Origin of the sequence: Marinimicrobium sp. (genome assembly GCF_002695945.1) — a bacterium.
GTDB lineage: Bacteria > Pseudomonadota > Gammaproteobacteria > Pseudomonadales > Cellvibrionaceae > Marinimicrobium > Marinimicrobium koreense.
This window is the reverse complement of sequence record NZ_NZQP01000022.1, coordinates 110,786-128,181: the sequence shown is the minus strand read 5'-3', so window position 1 is coordinate 128,181 and position 17,396 is coordinate 110,786. Positions and strand designations below refer to the sequence as shown.

Here is a 17,396-nt window from a genome sequence, read left to right as displayed (position 1 = left end):
TGACCAATAATCACAATGAGGACAATACCCATGATTCGAAGGACTCCCGCGCTTTTACTGATGCTACTGGCAACCCTCTCGGGCTGCACCACCTCCGGCGAGCCGGAGCACAAGACTGACCAACAGGAGGCTACCGTGCCCGCCTTGACCCTGGCGCCCCTGGAAGAGGAGTGGGCCATCGACTGGTGGATGCCCCGTCACGAGGAAAAGCTGGCCGCCCGGGNGAGCGATCCGGAANTGGTGTTTCTGGGCGACTCCATTACCCAGGGCTGGGAAGGTGAGGGGGCCGAGGCGTTTGAAGCGACGTTTGGTCAGTGGCGTACCCTGAACCTNGGGTTCAGCGGCGACCGCACGGAAAACGTGCTTTGGCGGNTGGAGCACGGGGAAGTGGAGGGCATTGATCCGAAGCTCGTGGTGATGATGATCGGGACCAACAACACCGGACACCGGATGGATCCGCCGGAGGATGTGGCGGCCGGNGTCACGGCGATCGTCAACGANCTGCGCCNNCGGTTGCCGGACACCANNATTCTNCTGCTGGCCATCTTTCCCCGGGGTGAAACACCCGCCGATGAGATGCGGNCCAACAATCGCGACATCAACCGGATGATCCGNTCTCTGGCGGATGGCTCNGAGGTGTTNTACGCCAATGTGAACCGGGTNTTNATGGACGGACAGGGCCAGTTGCACNCCGACATCATGCCGGANCTGCTGCACCCCAACGCCGAGGGCTACNAGCGCCTGGCGGANGCNCTGAAGCCGATGGTTCAGTCNCTGATGACCCGGGGNACNCTGCCNGCGCAAGAGCGCTGANCCCAGTCNCCGNNNCTGCCNGNGCTCACTNCNGGGNNATGGCTCAGGCGGCCTGAGCCGTTTCCGATGANGCCAGCGCNTCTTCGGGGGCGCTGGTGTGCCACTGCACCTGATCACTGTAGTGCAGCAGATGAATCTGTCCCTGGTGATCTTCCAGCAGGGCNGTGCAGCTCTCGATCCAGTCACCGGTGTTGGCATAGTGCATGCCGTTCTGCTCCAGCAGCGCGGCGGCGTGGATATGCCCNCAGATCACCCCGTCAAAGCCCCGCCGCCGGGCCTCNTCCATGGCCTCGGTCTGGTAGGTCTCAATCGCGGCCCGGGCACCTTTGATATTGCTCTTGATCAGCCCGGCCAANGAAAAGTAAGGNCGACCGAACCAGCGCCGGAAACGGTTGGACCAGCGGTTGATGAACANCAGCANCTCGTAGGCCAGGTCGCCNCCAAAGCGGGTAATCCAGCTCAGGTTGATATAGGCGTCCATGGCATCGCCGTGCATGATCAGCCANCGTCGGCCATCGGCGCTCTGGTATTCGTGCTCCTCGGCGATNTCGATCGGCCCGAACAGGTCGCCGTCGAAGCGCCGCATGGGCTCNTCGTGGTTNCCGGGCACGTANATCACCCGCACGCCTCGCCCGGCGAGCTCATAGAGCTTGAGCATCACCTGGTAGTGTTCGGCGGGCCAGCAGAAGCGCTTTTTCAGCGCCCAGAAATCGATCACATCCCCCACCAGATAGAGCGTGTCACACTGGATGTCGTCCAGAAAACGCAACAGATATTGCGCCTTGCAGTCCCGGTTACCCAGGTGCAGGTCGGAAATCCAGATGGTTCGGCTGTTGATCAGTGGTGAGAGGTGTTTGGACGCCCGGTGTGGGGCTTGCATTGCGGGAGAGGTTGCGTCGGTCATTGAGGGTGTCCCGTCGGCCTATGATGCGAACAGTCTGGCGATGGGCAATGACGAAACGACAACAATGCGATGAAAATTTGATGACAGGAGCGCACTGCGGCGCCCCGGGTCGGGTCAGTGAGGTTCGCCGCTCTGGCTCAACCAGTCCAGCACCGCATAGCGGCTCTCCAACATATCCCGATACACTTTCAGCACCTGGGGGTTGGGATTGGTCTGGCTTTCGAGGCGGTGGAGGCGGTCGGTAAGGAAGGCGATATCCTGATGCACCTTCGCGGCGATAGCGTCACCGCGCACCGATTCTCTGCCGATGACGACGTTGGGGCTGGCCATAAGCACGTTCCTTCTGCACAACGTGAGTAGATAACCCAGTATTGCACAAAAATCGCACAATGAAAGCCGTCCGACGAAAATAATTTGCCCGGCTAAACCTCCGCCCGGCGCAGCAGCGAGAGGACAAACAGCCCCGTGGCGCACAGTACAATGGAAGGGCCCGCCGGACTGTCCCAATAGAAGGACGCCGCCAGCCCCCCGAGCACCGACAGCGCGCCAAGTAGGCTGGCGCCCAGAGCCATGGTTTCCGGGGTGTGGGTCAGCCGGCGGCTGGTGGCGGCGGGGATGATCAGCAAGGCGGTGATCAACAGCACCCCGACCACCTTCATGGCAATGGCGATCACCAGGGCCATCAGCAGCATCAGGGCGGTGCGCACGGCGGTGACCGGAACCCCTTCCACCCGGGCCAGATCTTCATGCACGGTAATCGCCAGTAGCGGTCGCCAGAGCAGGAACAGCAGGACGGAGACCAGCACCGAGATCACCCAGATGGTGACCACATCCCCGGCGCTGGCGGAGAGAATGTCCCCGAACAGGTAGCCCAGCAGATCGATGCGGCTGTTGGTAAACAGGCTCACCATGACCAACCCCAGGGCCAGGGTGGAGTGAGACAGGATCCCCAGCAGAGTGTCGGTGGCCAGAAACCGGTTGTGCTGCAGGGCCACCAGAATCAGCGCCAGGAGCAGACAGCCCAGTGCCACGGCAAGATTCAGGTTGATGTTCAGAAGCAGCCCGAAGGTTACCCCGAGCAGTGCGGAGTGGGCCAGGGTGTCGCCAAAATAGGCCATCCGGCGCCAGACCACGAGTGCCCCCAGGGGGCCCGCGACCAGAGTTACTCCGAGGCCGGCCAGCAGGGCATAGAGTAGAAAGTCAGGCATGCCGGTGTTGGTCCTTTTCCACAATGTTGCCGTGATCGTCGTGGGTGTGGTCGTGATGGTGGGTATAGGGCGCCACCAGGGGCTTGGCGCTCTCGCCGAACAGGGCGATATACGCCGGGTCGTTGGTCACATGCTCGGGGTGTCCGTGGCAGCACACGTGCTGATTCAGGCAGATGACCGTATCGGTGGTCGCCATGACCAGGTGCAGATCGTGGGATACCAGTAACACCCCGCACTGGCGCTGGCGACGGATATCATTGATCAGCCGGTACAGGGCCTCCTGGCCGGTCACATCCACCCCCTGCACGGGTTCGTCCAGAACCAGGAGATTCGGGTCGCGCAGCAGCGCCCGGGCGAGCAGCACTCGCTGGGTTTCGCCGCCGGACAGATTGCTCATGGTGGCCCCGGTCAGCGCCTCGATGCCGGTCAGTGCCAGCACTTCGTCCAGGGGCAGGCGCGGTGTGCCGCCCAGGGTGAGAAAGCGTTTGACGGTCAGGGGCAGGCTCGGATCGATATGCAGTTTCTGGGGCATATAGCCAATGCGCAGCCCCGGGCGGCGCTCGATCAGGCCCTCATCGGGCTGAATCAGCCCGAGCACGCAGCGCACCAGGGTGGTCTTGCCCGCGCCATTGGGGCCAATGAGGGTGACGATTTTGCCTGCTTCCAGGGTCAGGTCCGCGCCCTGAAGAATGTCTCTACCGCCCCGGCGCACTCCGATCTGGCGGGCGGTCAGCAGCGGTTCACTCATGGGCATGCTCCCGGCAGTCGGGGCACAGACCGGTCACCTCCAGGGAGTGGCCTTCCAGTTGAAAGCCGGCGTTGTCCGCATTGGCCTGAATGGCTTGGGTTATGGCGTTGCTTTCCATCTCCACGGCGACGCCGCAGGCCCGACAGAGCAGAAAATGACTGGGGTGGCGGTGTTCCGGGCTGGGGCAGCCGACGTAGGCGTTCAGGCCGTTGATCCGGTGGATCAAGCCCTGCTCCAGCAGAAAATCGAGCGCCCGGTACACGGTGGGGGGAGCTACTCGACGGGTGGAGGCCTCTGCCAGCTGATCCATCAACTGATAGGCGCCCAAGGGCTTGTGACTTTGCCATACCAGCTCGAGCACCTGCTCGCGCAGCGGCGTCAGACGCGCCCCGCGTTCGGTGCACAGGCTGCGCGCGGATGCCAGGGCACTGCGCACGCAGTGGCCGTGGTTGTGATGTCGAAAGGCGATGGGGGTGTCGGTCATGACCGTGCCTCGAAGCAAATGCTTTACTGCAAAGATGTTACACTATAACCTTTTACGCCCAATCACGCGAGTGTCTGACTATGCTGCCACCCAAGCCCCTGTTGTCATCCTGGTTTGCCGGATCTGCCGGTGGACGCGGCGTCGGGTATGCGCTGCTTTTATTGTGGGCTCTGGCGGCACCGGCCCGGGCCGAGGTCGAGGTGTTGACCAGCATCAAACCGCTGGCGCTGATCGCCGAGGCGGTGGTGGGGGACCAGGGCCGGGTGAGTCACCTGTTGCCGCCCAACGCCTCCCCCCACGACTACCCGCTGAAAGTCTCCGATATGCAGCGACTGGCGCAGGCCGACCTGGTGCTCTGGGTGGGTGAGGAGCTGGAGACCTTTTTGCGCCGTCCCCTTGGCAACCTGCCCGACGATCGACGTATGACCCTGATTGACTTGCCGACCCTGCACTGGCCGGATGGGGAGGAAGCACACGAAGGTCACGGCCATGAAACCGATCATTCAGACGGGCATCATCACGACCACGGCGGCCGGGATCCTCATCTCTGGCTGAACCCGGAGAATGGGCGGGGGATCGCCACCGCGTTGGCCGAGCGCCTGGCGGTATTGGCACCGGCCCAGGCCGAGGGCTTCCGGGCCAGAGCCGCGGCCCTGGCCGAGGTACTTGAGGCGCTGGATCAACGCCTCGAATCCCGGCTGCATCCGCTGAGGGAGAGACCCTTTGCGGTGTATCACGAGGGATACAGCCATTTTGTCAGCCACTACCACCTGAACCAGGTGGCCTCGGTCACCCTGTCCCCGGAGCGGCGTCCGGGGGCGCGACACCTGTACGAGCTGCGCCAGCAATTGCAGGGCGCTGTGTGCCTGTTCACCGAACCCTATTACGACATGAGTTCCGCCCGCAGCCTGGCGGATGAGCTCGATCTGAAACTCGGCGAGCTGGATCTGCTGGGCGCGACCGAGTCGACCGACACTTACCCTGAGCTGTTGGAAGCGCTCGGCGAGGCGGTGGCGACCTGTCTGCAGTAGCCGAAACGTGGACAAAAAAATCCCCGCCGGGCCAGAGGCCGGGCGGGGAGACAAGCGAGGAGAGTAAGTCGTTACGACGCCCGGTAGCAGCCACCGGGCGGGGAGAGTACAAAGTGCCCGCCGGAGGCGGGCGCAAGCGAGGGGTTAAAGGTCCGCCTGCAACTGACGGCTGAGCTTCTCGTTCAACCGCTCGTTGAGTTTTGCTTCCAGTTTCTCGTTCAGTTCCCGGGACTGCTTCTCCAGGTCCTGACGCATCAGGGTATCCTGCTCGGTGCTGTCGCTTTCCGGAAGATCCCACTGCATGGCGACGCCGGCTTCTGCCGCGGCGATGGCCATGTTGGGTTGAGCGCCGGCAGTAACCCCTTCGGCGGCCGCGTTGGCGGCAAACAATACAGATACGATCATCAGGCCAAGTGTCTTCATGGTTTCGCCCTCCATGGGTTTCCCCAGATGGAAGCTGCTCACCTTGGTATAGAGCAGCTTGTGAATGTGTGTTTAGAGGGATCGCCTCTATGTGTTACCTATAGTAACACAGTTGTTACTATAGTCTAGTGGTATTTCATATTGATGATAAAAAAGTGAGCGTTTTGTTAAGTAATTCGCATAGTTAGCGGTAATTCTGGAAGTGAAGCCTCAAAAATCACCGGGTAACAAGCCAGTAACAGACATCTGGTTATAAGGCGCGGCTGAATCCCCGCTCGGTTTTGGGGTATGCTTGCCCACAACCACATAGGATTAGACGCACAGCGTTGCAATTCAGATTCAGACTCAGAGACAAGTGACCTTATGACCCAGAAAGCCCCCCTGGTGTTGGTGGACGGCTCCTCCTACCTCTATCGCGCCTACCACGCCCTGCCGCCCCTGAATAACGCCAAAGGCCAGCCCACCGGGGCGGTGAAAGGTGTCATCAGTATGCTGCGCCGGCTGCTCAAGGACTTTCCGGAGAGCCCCGTTGCGGTGGTGTTCGACGCCAAGGGCAAGACCTTCCGCGATGAGTTGTTCGCCGAGTACAAATCCCAGCGCCCGCCCATGCCCGATGACATGCGCCCCCAGGTCCAGCCGATCAAGGACATTGTGGAGGCCATGGGCTTACCTCTACTGGTGATTGAGGGCGTGGAGGCCGACGATGTGATCGGTACCCTGGCCCACCAGGCCAGCGAGCAGCAGCGGGATATGATTGTTTCTACCGGTGACAAGGACATGGCGCAGCTGGTCAACCGCCACATCTCTCTGGTCAACACCATGACCGGCAGTCACCTCGATGAAGATGGGGTGAGGGAGAAGTACGGCTTTGAGCCGCCCCTGATGATCGACTACCTGGCCCTGATGGGGGACAAGTCCGACAATATTCCCGGCGTGCCGGGGGTCGGAGAAAAGACCGCCCGCGCGCTGATTGAGGGCCTGGGCGGCCTGGATGCAATCTACGACAACCTGGAGGCGGTGCGCGAACTGGGTTTTCGCGGGGCCAAAAAGATGCCGGAAAAGCTGGAAGAGCACCGGGATCAGGCCTACCTGTCCCGACAGCTGGCCACCATCAAAACCGATGTCGAGCTGGACCTGAGGCCGGAAGATATCGCCCGCGGGGAGCCGGATAACAATCGCCTGCGCGAGATTTTCACCGAACTGGAGTTTCGCACCTGGGTGGCGGAGCTGGAGCCAGCCACCGAGGAGGGCGAGGCGCCGACGGCCAGCGAGCCCGAGGTGGCGGTGGATTACGAGGTGGTCACCGAACAGGCGTCGCTCGATGCCTGGCTGAAGGCGCTCAAGAGTGCCGAGCTGTTTGCGTTTGATACCGAAACCACCAGCCTGCACGCCATGGAAGCCAAAGTGGTCGGACTGTCATTTGCCGTGGAACCTGGCAAGGCAGCCTATGTGCCCCTGGCGCACGATTACATGGGTGCGCCCGATCAGCTCGATCGGGACTCGGTGTTGGCGGCACTCAAGCCCCTGCTGGAGGATCCGAAAAAAGCCAAGGTGGGCCAGAACCTCAAGTACGACCGCAATGTGCTGCGCAATCACGGCATCGAGCTGCGCGGTATCGCCTTCGATACCATGCTGGAATCCTATGTGCTCAATTCCACCAGCGGCCGTCACGACATGGACAGCCTGGCGCTGCGCTACCTGGATTATCGCTGCACCTCGTTCGAGGACATTGCCGGCAAGGGCGCCAAGCAGCTCACGTTCAACCAGATCAAAATTGACGACGCGGCCCCCTACGCCGCCGAAGATGCCGATGTGACCCTGCGCCTGCATCGCCGCCTCTGGCCCGAGCTGGAGAAAACCGATTCCCTGAAGCGAGTGTTTACTGACCTGGAAATGCCGCTGGTTCCGGTGCTGGCCAATATCGAGCGCAACGGCGCGTTGGTGGACGGCAGGGTTCTGGGGGAACACAGCCGGCAGTTGGGTGAGCGTCTGGCGCAGTTGGAAAAAGAGGCCCACGAGATCGCCGGTCGGCCCTTCAACCTGGGCTCCACCAAGCAGCTGGGGGAGATCCTGTTCGACGAGCAGAAGTTGCCGGTGCTCAAGAAAACCCCCAAGGGTAAACCCTCCACCGCCGAGGAGGTTCTGCAGGAGTTGGCCCTGGACTATCCGCTGCCCAAGTTGCTGATGGAATACCGGGGGCTGAGCAAGCTCAAGAGCACCTACACCGACAAGCTGCCATTGATGATCAACAAGGCCACGGGGCGGATCCATACCTCCTATCACCAGGCGGTGACCGCCACCGGTCGGCTGTCCTCCTCGGACCCGAACCTGCAGAACATCCCCATTCGCACCGAGGAAGGCCGGCGCATCCGCCAGGCGTTCATCGCCCCCAAGGGCTACAAGGTGCTGGCGGCGGACTACTCCCAGATCGAGCTGCGCATCATGGCGCACCTGTCGGAGGATAAAGGATTGCTCAACGCCTTTGAGCAGGAGCTGGACGTTCACAAGGCCACCGCCGCCGAGGTGTTCGGTACCGAGCTGGACAAGGTCACCCCGGAAATGCGCCGGCGGGCCAAGGCGATCAACTTTGGCCTGATCTATGGCATGTCCGCCTTCGGTCTGGCGAAGCAGCTGCACATTGGTCGCCAGGAAGCTCAGGAATACATTGACCGCTACTTCGACCGCTACCCAGGAGTGCTGCGTTATATGGACAATACCCGCGCCCAGGCCCGGGAGCAGGGCTACGTCGAAACCTTACTGGGCCGGCGCCTGTACCTGCCCGAGATCAACGCCCGCAATGGCAACCTGCGCCAGGGTGCCGAGCGCACTGCCATCAATGCGCCCATGCAGGGCACCGCGGCGGATATCATCAAGGCGGCCATGATCGATGTGGATCGCTGGCTATTGAAGGAAAAGCTGGACGCCCGGATCATGATGCAGGTGCACGATGAACTGGTGCTGGAAGTGGCCGAAGGCCAGCTGGACGAGGTGCGCGAGGGTATTGTCGAGCGGATGTCGAAGGCGGCTGACCTGAAAGTGCCACTCTTGGTAGAGGCCGGGGTAGGGGATAACTGGGATCAGGCCCACTGAATTCTGGCCCTGTGATGCCGCGGGTAAAAAAAATTTTCAGAGGGAGTGAACTTTCGGGACCTATGCCCGGTCCCATAAAACATGAACAGTGTGTTTCATGTGCAACTCCCCTAACGTGGCATGACGCCACTTGGCTAACCGCTTTACTCAGCTACCCCGACCACTGGTCGGGTTTTTTTTGCCCGTCGATTGCGTGGCGCCGAGGCTTTACAAAACCTGACACATTCCGGAAGGCGGGGCCGGAACTTTCCTGAATGACCATCGTCTTAAAGAACAGACGCAACGATTGCAGTCTTTCCTCCGCTTAACTGGCGCCACCCCAAGGGTGCCAGTCATTGCCCCCGGCGGCCGCCCCCTGGTCGCCGGTTTTTTTATGTCCGGGGCTCAGAATCCTCACTTTCCTGTGCGACTTCCTGCGCCGGCGTCAGCCATTCGGTCAGTTTGCGCTTCAGATCGTCCACCCCGGTGCGCTTGAGTGATGAAAAACACTGGGCGGTGACCAGATCGCTCACGCCCGCCGCCTGCATCTGCTTGCGCACGGCCAGCAGGGTGCTGTTGGCCGGCCCCCGCTTGAGCTTGTCCGCTTTGGTCAGCAGGATATGCACCGGCATCTCCACTTCCACGGCCCAGTTGATCATCATGGAGTCAAACTCCTGCATGGGGTGGCGGATGTCCATCAGCAGCACCAGCCCCTGCAGGCAGTCGCGTTCCTGAAGGTACTCGGACAGGTTGCGCTGCCACTCCTCTTTCATGGCCCGGGCGACTTTGGCGTAGCCGTACCCGGGCAGATCCACCAGGCGCTGGCCTTCGCCCACGCTGAAAAAGTTGATTAGTTGGGTGCGCCCGGGCGTCTTGCTGGTTCGGGCCAGTTTGGAATTGTCAGTCAGGGTGTTGATGGCACTGGATTTGCCCGCGTTGGAACGCCCCGCGAAGGCGACTTCCAACCCGTTCTCCGGTGGACACTGATGAATACTGGGGGCGCTCTGTTCAAATGTGGCGCCGCGGAAGTTGATCTCTGTGGTCATAAAACCCTGCAAAAGCCTGTGTTATCCCATATAATGCGCGGTGCCCCCGTTGGGGCCCCGGCGCGAAAAGTGGCCCTGGGGCCGAGTGGGGCAGCCGATTGTAGCCCGTAGGCGGCCAAATGTCGCCCGAACACTGCGGAGCGGGCCCCACAATAAACGAATTGACAGGTTAGCCAATGAAATATTCAGTGAAGCATTTGCTCCTCGCGCTGGGCGCACTGGTTTTGGTTCCGGGCGCAAGCGCCGCCGGTGACCCGGAAGCGGGCTCCGAAAAAGTGGCTGTATGCGCCGCCTGCCACGGTCAGGATGGTAACAGCCCGGCGCCGAGCTTCCCGAAGCTGGCCGATTTGGGCCAGCCCTATCTGTACAAGCAGCTTCAGGACATCCAGGCCTGGGATAATGCCACCGGAGAGGCCAAGGCCACGACTGGCCGTGAGGTGGTGCAGATGACCGGCATGCTCAAGGGCATGAGCGATCAGGACCTGCAGGATATTGCCGCTTACTACGCCAGTCAGAGCATGCAGTTGAGCGGTGCCCAGGAAATGCAGGTGCAGGTGAACTCGGGCGCTGAAGTTGATGCGCTGGCCCTGGGTGAGCAGATTTACCGCGCCGGCAATCAGGAGACTGGTGTGCCGGCCTGCATGGGTTGCCACGCACCGAATGGTCAGGGTAATGAGCCGGGAGCCTTCCCGCGCCTGGGTGGCCAGTACCCACAGTACATCGAGGCCCAGCTGCGCGCCTTCCGCGCCGGCGACCGTATGAACGATGGTGAGTCGATGATGATGCGTCTGAGCGCCAAAAACCTCAGTGACGCCGAAATCAAGGCGGTGGCGAACTACATCGGCGGCCTGAACTGATTGCACGGCGGGAACTAAACCCGCCGGTTCGGGCTCTGAGTCACGTTGACCGGGCCCGAGCCCTCCGATAATGAATAACGTGGAGCCAACTATGCGCATTGTGTTAGCTGTTCTGGCGATGATGGTATCGCTGACCGCCGTCGCCCAGACCCCCGAGAACGGAACCGACTATAAAGAAGGCGAGCACTACGAGACCCTGGCCGAGCCGGTCCCCACCAGCACCTCGGACAAGATTGAAGTGGTCGAAGTCTTTGCCTATACCTGTGGCCACTGCTACAACTTCGAGCCGCTGATTCGGGCGTGGAAAAAAGAGCAGAAAGATGATGTGGCGGTTGTGCAGACCCCCGCCATGTGGAACGCCACCATGGAGGCCTATGCGCGCGGCTTCTATACCGCAAAGGCCATGGAGCTGCTGGATGAAGTGCATATGGCCGTGTTCACCGCCGTGCATCAGGAAGGCAAACAGTTCCGCAGTGCCGAGCAGTGGGCCGACTTCCTGGAGACCTATGGTGCGGATCGCGAGCGGATACTGAAAACCTTCAACTCGTTTGGCATCACCAGCCAGGTGCGTCAGGCCGACGCCCGGGTTCGCGGTTACAAGATCACCGGCACCCCGGAAATGGTGGTCGACGGCAAGTACCGGGTCAGCTCCCGGATGACCGGCAGCCACAGCGAGATGCTGCGAGTGGTGGACCACCTGGTTGAACAGATTCGCCAGGGAGCGCTCTGACTACCTGAGTTCGCGCCAACGTGCTGACAACGCCCGCTCCCAGAGCGGGCGTTGTCGTTTCCGGGTCAGGAAAAAGGTCGTTTTGGCCGACAGTGCGGGCGGGGAACGGCTATACTGTCTGGGCAGTTTTCAGCAAACGCGGGATTTTTCATGACCCTCCGAACAACGGACGACGATACTTGGCGAGAAAAGTACCTGGATGCTCTGGACGCCCACGACGCGCTTGAGCGTCAGGCCGATGACCAATACCAGCGACTGCGCCGGGCCCTGGTGCAACTGAGCATTATTGCCGATGGGCAGGACCGCCAGTTGGACGAATTGCTGGATGAGCTGCGCAAAACCCTGCGCGGCGACCAGGCGCTGGAGCGTCTGCCCGAACTGACCGATCGGCTCGACCAGAGCGTAAGAAGTTTTGAGAGCCGAAAAGAGTCCGCCGATGTTGAGATCCTCGACGCCCTGACGGCTCTGGTCAAGCAACTGCAATCCCTGGGGCCACCCCGGGAACTCAAGCGCGAACTGAATCATTACCTCAACCGGTTGCCCATGCGCAGCCAGAAGTTCTCCCTCTTCCCGGCTCTGCTCCAGCAGCTGGCGGACCTGCAGCAACAGGCCCTGACCCTGACCCGGGAAGCCAAGCCCGGCCTCTTGGGCCGGCTGCGGGGTGAGCGGGCGGCGGAACCGGGCTCGAATGAATCCCTGTGCGATGAGATCAATCAGGTGCTCGAAGGCCTGATGAATGCCGTGAACACCGAATATATGGGGCCAGAGACTCTGGAGGGCATGATGGTGCGCCTCAAGCAGGGCATCCCGCTGAACCAGTTGCCGGGCTTTCTTGAGGAAGTGCGGGACCTGATCATGCACTCCTGGCTGGCGGCCAACCGGGTGTTTGCCGGCTACCTCAACTCGGTCAACCGGGAGTTGGCGGAGATCGCGTCCCTGATCAACGGTGCGGCCAATAGCCAGGCCAGCCAGCGCGAGGCGGGGCGCAGCCTGTCCGAGCAGATGGCCGAGCGCTGCGACTCCCTGGCCGGGAGTGTCGAGTCCGCCCGTGATCTGGCGGAACTTAAAGGCCAGGTGGCCTCCCAGTTGGGGCAAATTCGCGAGAGTCTGAACCAATACCAGCGAGCCGAAGCCGACTCGGAGCCGCTCACCGATCAATTGGCCCAGCTTGCCTCCCGGGTCCAGCAGATGGAGCACGAAGCCGAAGAAAACCGGGAGAGCCTCCGTCGCCATCAACACAAAGCGCTGCACGATCCCCTCACGCAACTGCCCAACCGGGAAGCCTATGACGAGCGTCTGGCTCACGAGGTCAAACGCTGGGAGCGCTATGGTCACCCGCTGACCCTGGCGGTCTGCGATGTCGATCATTTCAAGCGGATCAATGATCAGTTCGGTCATCAGGCCGGCGATCGGGTACTCAAGGTGATCAGCAAAGCCATTCGTCGGCGCCTGCGGGAGGTGGACTTCTTTGGTCGCTACGGGGGCGAAGAGTTTGTGATTCTGATGCCGGAAACCCGAGCCCAGGACGCCCTGCAGGTGTTGGATGATGTGCGCGGGGCACTGGCGGATACGGCGTTCAACTATCGCAAAGAGCCCTTGCAGATCACCATCTCCCTGGGTATCTCCGAGTTCAGGGAGGGCGATACCGCCGACCAGGTGTTCGGTCGGGCCGATCAGGCGCTCTACGCGGCCAAGGCCGCGGGTCGCAATCAGTGTCAGATAGGCTAGAATGACGGATTCTGTGCCAGCCGGTTTCCGGTTGGTTATCGGCTTTTGGCCAATGAGGATGTTATGACCCTAATTGCACGGGTAGTGGTGGCGCTTGTGGCCTGGTTACCGGCGGCCGTCATCGCCTCGTCGCTCACCATCACAGTGACCGATGACGGGGGACAGCCACTGGCGGATGCGGTGGTCACCCTCTACGCCGATGACGACCGCTCGAGTACTGAGACGGCCCCCGAGGCGGTCATGGATCAGCGTGATCGCCAGTTCGTCCCCCAGGTACTGGCGGTGCGCACCGGTACCCTGGTGCGCTTTCCCAACAGTGACAACATTCGTCATCATGTGTACTCCTTTTCCCCGGCCAAGCGCTTTGAGCTCAGGCTGTACCACGGCACCACCGCTGAGCCGGTACAGTTTGATCAGCCGGGCAAGGTGGCGCTGGGCTGCAATATTCACGACGCCATGCTCGGCTACATCTATGTGGTGGACAGCGATCGGTTTGGGGTCACGGGCCCCGATGGGAAATGGACTTTCGACGCGCTGCCGGAGGGCGACCTGGAGGTGCAGATTCAACACCCGCGCCTTGCCGAGCCGTTGACCAGGACTCTCACGATCACTGGAGCGTCCCGGAGCGAGACGATTGCGCTGGATGGGTTACAACCCGACCCCCGTCAGCAAGCGCCACAAACCGATCTCGAGCGGTTGTTTGACCGTTAAGGCCAGGGGCTGATCTGATGCGCACTAGCTACCTCGCCAAAGTCCTGTTACTGCTGCTCGGTCTGGTCCTACTGGTCGAGCTGTCCTCCTATACCGCCACCCGACTGGTGGTACGCGACACCGTGACCGACAATGCCCGCCGCGAGTTGCAGCGTGGTGGCGAAGTGTTCGCCGAGTTGATCCAGGCCCGGGCGGAACAGTTGTCCCTGTCGGCGGAGGTGCTCACCGACGACTTCGGCTTCAAGGAGGCAGTGGCGGTGGCCGATGCCCCCACCCTGGTGTCCGCCCTGGAGAACCACGCCGCCCGGATCAATGCCGATATCGCTCTGGTAGCCGATCAGCAGGGCGACCTGGTGGCCAGCACCCAGCCTTTATCCGAGGCCAGTTGGAGCTATCTGCGGCGGTACACCCAGGTACAGGAAGCTCGGACCCAACAGCGCTCACTGATGATTGATGGCCGCCCTTACCAGTTTGTCATCTCCGATGTACGCGCCCCCTTACCCCTGGGTGTGGCGGGCCTGGGCTTTGAAATCGACAACCGGCTGACGGAAACCCTCAAGCGCCTGACCGGTCTGGAAATCTCCTTTGTCAGCCTGGAGGAGGACGGGGCCCGCTATCTGAGCGGCACACTGCCTGGCTCGCAGCGACAGGCATTGCTGGGCTGGTTGAGTGAAAGCTCACCGGCGACCGAAACGGTCATTGCCACCGAGCAACACATGACCCTCATGCTGCCAGTGGCGGAGCAACCCACGCCCTTGGCGGCGGTGCTGCAGGTACCACTGGAACAGGTCATGGCGCCCTTTGCCCGGCTCAACGGCCAACTGCTGTGGATCGCCCTGGGCTTCTCCATCATTGCCGCGCTGCTGGCGGTATTGCTTGCGCGCAGCGTCACCCAGCCGGTGAGCGCGCTGGCCAACGTGGCCCGCCGTATCGCGGGGGGTTACTACGACACGCCGGTGCCGGTGCGCTCCCGGGATGAGCTCGGGGAGCTGGCCCAGGGATTCACCCGGATGCAGAGCGCCATCGCCGAACGCGAGCAACAGATTCTGTATCAGGCCCGGCACGATCAGCTCACCGGCCTGATCAATCGCAGTCAGCTGTTTCCGGAGCTGGAGTCCGCGATAGAAAAAGCCACCTGGTCCGAACAGCGCTTTACCCTGATGGTGCTGGATATTGACAACTTCACCCGGGTGAACGATGCCCTGAGCCCGGAAATGGGCGACCGGGTATTGGCCGAAGTGGGGCGGCGCCTGCTCGATCAGGCCGGCCCGGACGATCGGGTCGCACGCCTGGGCAGCGATGAATTCGCCCTGATGTTCTGGCAGGTCGGCGAGGACGAGGTGCAGACTCGGGCGGAGGCGTTGCTGGAAGGCTTTGCCGACAATATCCAGTTGGACGACCTGCATCTGGGAGTCGACATCAACCTCGGGGTGGTGCTCTATCCGGACGATGGTGACCAGCCTGAGACGCTCCTGCGCCGAGCCAACCTGGCCCTCAATCAGGGCCGCCTGGAACAACAGCGCATTACCCGATATGAAACGGGCTGGGACGAATCCCATCTGCGCCGGTTGGCGCTGTTTGGTGAATTCCGCCAGGCGTTGGAAGACTCGCAGTTGGACGTCTATTACCAACCCAAACTCTGGCTGGACGACAGCGGCACTCTGGGCGCCGAGGCCCTAGTGCGTTGGCGGCACCCGGAGATGGGCATGATCAACCCGGAGGAGTTTGTTGCGGTGGCCGAAAGCACCGGACAGATTGGCCTGCTCACCCGCTGGGTACTGCGCCGGGCCATCACCCAGGCCGCCAACTGGTCGGTGCCGGCGCACCTGTCGGTCAACCTCTCGGCACTGGATCTGCTCGATGATGACCTGCCCGACATTGTCGGCGGCCTGCTGAGCGAGACCGAATTGTCTCCCGAGCGCTTGTGTCTGGAAATTACCGAGAGTGCCATCATGCGCGAGGCCGACAAGAGCCTGCACAACCTGGAGCGGTTGCGGGCCCAGGGCATCAGCCTGTCGATTGATGACTTCGGCACCGGCTATTCCTCCCTATCGCAGTTGAAAAAGCTGCCGGTCTCGGAGCTGAAAATCGACAAATCCTTTATTCTCAACCTGGACCAGAGTGAGGATGACCAGTTGATTGTCCGCTCCACCATCGACCTTGGTCACACCCTGGGCCTGACCGTCACCGCCGAAGGGGTGGAGAACCAGGCGATCGAGAAGCTACTGGTAGCTTTGGGCTGCGACCGGGTTCAGGGTTTTTATTACAGCAAACCGCTGCCTCACCGGGACTTCCTCGACTGGTTGTCCGGTGCCGAGCGTCTGGAGGTCAACGCGTGAGAGTTCGCTACTGTGTACTGCTACTGATCGCCCTGTGCGGAACCGCCGGCGCGGACAGCCAGCGTAGCCAGCTGTTGGCCACCGGTGGCGCCACCACCCTGGAAGGAGCCGCCGGCGGCGGGATTGTACCCATGGCGGTGCTCTCCGGNTANGGCACNCGGGAAGAGCAGGGCGGNACNNTAACNGCCAGTNACGTCAGNACCGGCGANTANTCGNTNTCGGTNNTNGGGGCGAGCTGGAGCTGGCGNAANCGGNTNGAGNTNTCNCTNGCCGAGCANCGNCTGAGCCACCAGCCNCTGTCNGANCGNNTGGGGGTNGNGCCCTCNAGNATNCGCCAGCGNGTNNTNGGNGCCAANGTNCGNCTNNNNGGNGACCTGATTTANACNNNNTGGCCCCANGTNAGNCTCGGNGTNCAACACAANNANAACCNGGACTTTTTTGTNCCCTCNGCNGCNGGNGCCCNNGATGANTCNGGCACCGATGTNTACCTGAGCGCGACCAAACTGTTGCTCGGCGGNCTGGCCGGTCGCAACCTGCTGCTCAATGCCACCGCCCGGCACAGCAAGGCNAACCAACTGGGGTTGGTGGGCTTTGGCGGCGACCGCAANAACGACGCCGAGTGGCTGGCCGAAGCCTCCGCCGGGGTNTTNNTNAACCGCCATTGGNTGNTNGGCGCCGAGTANCGGCAAAAGCCCGACAACCTNTCNTTNATCCGNGAAGACGACTGGCAGACCGCCTTTGTCGGCTGGTTTCCCAACAANCAGNTCNCGGTNGTGGGNGCCTACGTCGATCTNGGTGANGTGGCCAGCTTTCCCGACCAGACNGGCTGGTATCTGTCCGTNCAGGGGAGTTTCTGATGCGANTGTCTTTATTAGCGCTGGTGNTTTTCCTNAGCGCCTGCACCTCAACCGGCGGNGACCGNACNCTCTACCAGGCCCTCGGTGGCGCTGAAGGCGTGGATGCCATTGTNTANGACCTGATCGTGCGCATCGCCGACGANGAGCGGGTGGTGGACCGTTTTCACAACGTGGATATCAATCGCTTCAAGACNGGNNTGGAAACCTANATCTGCAGCGTCNCCGANGGCCCCTGNGACTACACCGGCGANTCCATGCGGGTGGTNCACGCCGGCCANCAGTACACCGANACCGANTTCAATACCATCGTCGAGNTGNTGATCGAGGCNATGGAAGCGCAGGGNGTGGCGACGCCGACCCAGAACCGCCTGNTGGCCCGCCTGGCCCAGGACTACGAAGACGTGGTCTATCACTGACGGCGGCCGAACCGGCGATTGCGCTCCGGCCA

15 protein-coding genes and 2 pseudogenes are annotated in these 17,396 nt (G+C 61.8%); 10 read left to right on the top strand and 7 right to left on the bottom strand.

Going from position 1 to position 17,396, the window contains the following annotated elements:
- Positions 1–15: 15 nt before the first annotated feature.
- Positions 16–813, top strand: a complete 798-nt coding sequence (locus tag CMG77_RS05855; protein WP_502691760.1) for a GDSL-type esterase/lipase family protein — start codon at positions 16–18, stop codon at positions 811–813.
- Positions 814–856: 43 nt separating this feature from the next.
- On the opposite strand, the gene CMG77_RS05850 is transcribed toward CMG77_RS05855, so the two are convergent.
- The 5 genes from CMG77_RS05850 to CMG77_RS05830 form a co-directional block, all read right to left on the bottom strand.
- Entirely contained in the window at positions 857–1,693 is an 837-nt protein-coding gene (locus CMG77_RS05850; protein WP_502691764.1) for a UDP-2,3-diacylglucosamine diphosphatase, read from the bottom strand.
- Positions 1,694–1,831: 138 nt separating this feature from the next.
- A complete protein-coding gene (locus tag CMG77_RS05845) occupies positions 1,832–2,047 on the bottom strand; it encodes a hypothetical protein (RefSeq protein ID WP_123639427.1) in 216 nt (71 codons plus the stop codon).
- A gap of 92 nt (positions 2,048–2,139) precedes the next feature.
- Positions 2,140–2,925 (bottom strand): zinc ABC transporter permease subunit ZnuB, encoded by a 786-nt coding sequence (gene znuB, locus CMG77_RS05840; protein ID WP_024461895.1) that lies wholly within the window; start codon positions 2,923–2,925, stop codon positions 2,140–2,142.
- The gene (gene znuC / locus CMG77_RS05835; RefSeq protein WP_286804190.1) at positions 2,918–3,673 is read right to left on the bottom strand and encodes a zinc ABC transporter ATP-binding protein ZnuC; all 756 of its coding nucleotides are present in this window, start codon (positions 3,671–3,673) and stop codon (positions 2,918–2,920) included. The genes znuB and znuC overlap by 8 nt, the downstream gene beginning before the upstream one ends.
- Positions 3,666–4,157, bottom strand: a complete 492-nt coding sequence (locus tag CMG77_RS05830) for a Fur family transcriptional regulator (RefSeq protein WP_286804191.1) — start codon at positions 4,155–4,157, stop codon at positions 3,666–3,668. Before CMG77_RS05830 ends, znuC begins: the two co-directional genes overlap by 8 nt.
- Positions 4,158–4,237: 80 nt before the next feature.
- On the opposite strand from CMG77_RS05830, the gene CMG77_RS05825 reads away from it, so the two are divergent.
- Positions 4,238–5,188, top strand: coding sequence for a zinc ABC transporter substrate-binding protein (locus CMG77_RS05825; protein ID WP_286804192.1), 951 nt, complete (start codon positions 4,238–4,240; stop codon positions 5,186–5,188).
- Positions 5,189–5,332: 144 nt separating this feature from the next.
- On the opposite strand, the gene CMG77_RS05820 is transcribed toward CMG77_RS05825, so the two are convergent.
- The gene (locus CMG77_RS05820) at positions 5,333–5,611 is read right to left on the bottom strand and encodes a hypothetical protein (RefSeq protein WP_123639425.1); all 279 of its coding nucleotides are present in this window, start codon (positions 5,609–5,611) and stop codon (positions 5,333–5,335) included.
- A gap of 363 nt (positions 5,612–5,974) precedes the next feature.
- On the opposite strand from CMG77_RS05820, the gene polA reads away from it, so the two are divergent.
- Positions 5,975–8,701 (top strand): DNA polymerase I, encoded by a 2,727-nt coding sequence (gene polA, locus CMG77_RS05815; RefSeq protein ID WP_286804193.1) that lies wholly within the window; start codon positions 5,975–5,977, stop codon positions 8,699–8,701.
- 371 nt (positions 8,702–9,072) lie between these two features.
- On the opposite strand, the gene yihA is transcribed toward polA, so the two are convergent.
- A complete protein-coding gene (gene yihA, locus CMG77_RS05810; RefSeq protein ID WP_286804194.1) occupies positions 9,073–9,726 on the bottom strand; it encodes a ribosome biogenesis GTP-binding protein YihA/YsxC in 654 nt (217 codons plus the stop codon).
- 176 nt (positions 9,727–9,902) lie between these two features.
- Here yihA and CMG77_RS05805 point away from each other — a divergent pair, with 176 nt between their 5' ends.
- From CMG77_RS05805 to CMG77_RS15805, 7 genes and pseudogenes are all read left to right on the top strand, one after another.
- Positions 9,903–10,583, top strand: coding sequence for a c-type cytochrome (locus tag CMG77_RS05805; protein WP_024461902.1), 681 nt, complete (start codon positions 9,903–9,905; stop codon positions 10,581–10,583).
- 91 nt (positions 10,584–10,674) lie between these two features.
- Entirely contained in the window at positions 10,675–11,313 is a 639-nt protein-coding gene (locus CMG77_RS05800) for a thiol:disulfide interchange protein DsbA/DsbL (protein ID WP_286804195.1), read from the top strand.
- Between the two features lie 150 nt (positions 11,314–11,463).
- Positions 11,464–13,041, top strand: coding sequence for a GGDEF domain-containing protein (locus tag CMG77_RS05795; RefSeq protein ID WP_286903750.1), 1,578 nt, complete (start codon positions 11,464–11,466; stop codon positions 13,039–13,041).
- Positions 13,042–13,104: 63 nt separating this feature from the next.
- A complete protein-coding gene (locus CMG77_RS05790; protein ID WP_286804197.1) occupies positions 13,105–13,752 on the top strand; it encodes a methylamine utilization protein in 648 nt (215 codons plus the stop codon).
- A 17-nt stretch (positions 13,753–13,769) separates the two neighbouring features.
- Positions 13,770–16,091: a putative bifunctional diguanylate cyclase/phosphodiesterase gene (locus tag CMG77_RS05785; protein ID WP_286903749.1), complete on the top strand. Its 2,322-nt coding sequence runs from the start codon at positions 13,770–13,772 to the stop codon at positions 16,089–16,091.
- A pseudogene (locus CMG77_RS05780) lies at positions 16,088–16,948 on the top strand (DUF3034 family protein). The gene CMG77_RS05785 and the pseudogene CMG77_RS05780 overlap by 4 nt, the downstream one beginning before the upstream one ends.
- Positions 16,948–17,364, top strand: a pseudogene (locus CMG77_RS15805) (group I truncated hemoglobin). Before CMG77_RS05780 ends, CMG77_RS15805 begins: the two co-directional pseudogenes overlap by 1 nt.
- Positions 17,365–17,396: the final 32 nt, after the last annotated feature.

What these genes read in the sequence shown, in the direction of transcription:
- CMG77_RS05845 (WP_123639427.1), bottom strand. Translation starts at nt 2,047, where the DNA reads ATGGCCAGCCCCAACGTCGTCATCGGCAGAGAATCGGTGCGCGGTGAC.
- znuB (WP_024461895.1), bottom strand. Translation starts at nt 2,925, where the DNA reads ATGCCTGACTTTCTACTCTATGCCCTGCTGGCCGGCCTCGGAGTAACT.
- znuC (WP_286804190.1), bottom strand. Translation starts at nt 3,673, where the DNA reads ATGAGTGAACCGCTGCTGACCGCCCGCCAGATCGGAGTGCGCCGGGGC.
- CMG77_RS05830 (WP_286804191.1), bottom strand. Translation starts at nt 4,157, where the DNA reads ATGACCGACACCCCCATCGCCTTTCGACATCACAACCACGGCCACTGC.
- CMG77_RS05825 (WP_286804192.1), top strand. Translation starts at nt 4,238, where the DNA reads ATGCTGCCACCCAAGCCCCTGTTGTCATCCTGGTTTGCCGGATCTGCC.
- CMG77_RS05820 (WP_123639425.1), bottom strand. Translation starts at nt 5,611, where the DNA reads ATGAAGACACTTGGCCTGATGATCGTATCTGTATTGTTTGCCGCCAAC.
- polA (WP_286804193.1), top strand. Translation starts at nt 5,975, where the DNA reads ATGACCCAGAAAGCCCCCCTGGTGTTGGTGGACGGCTCCTCCTACCTC.
- yihA (WP_286804194.1), bottom strand. Translation starts at nt 9,726, where the DNA reads ATGACCACAGAGATCAACTTCCGCGGCGCCACATTTGAACAGAGCGCC.
- CMG77_RS05805 (WP_024461902.1), top strand. Translation starts at nt 9,903, where the DNA reads ATGAAATATTCAGTGAAGCATTTGCTCCTCGCGCTGGGCGCACTGGTT.
- CMG77_RS05800 (WP_286804195.1), top strand. Translation starts at nt 10,675, where the DNA reads ATGCGCATTGTGTTAGCTGTTCTGGCGATGATGGTATCGCTGACCGCC.
- CMG77_RS05795 (WP_286903750.1), top strand. Translation starts at nt 11,464, where the DNA reads ATGACCCTCCGAACAACGGACGACGATACTTGGCGAGAAAAGTACCTG.
- CMG77_RS05790 (WP_286804197.1), top strand. Translation starts at nt 13,105, where the DNA reads ATGACCCTAATTGCACGGGTAGTGGTGGCGCTTGTGGCCTGGTTACCG.
- CMG77_RS05785 (WP_286903749.1), top strand. Translation starts at nt 13,770, where the DNA reads ATGCGCACTAGCTACCTCGCCAAAGTCCTGTTACTGCTGCTCGGTCTG.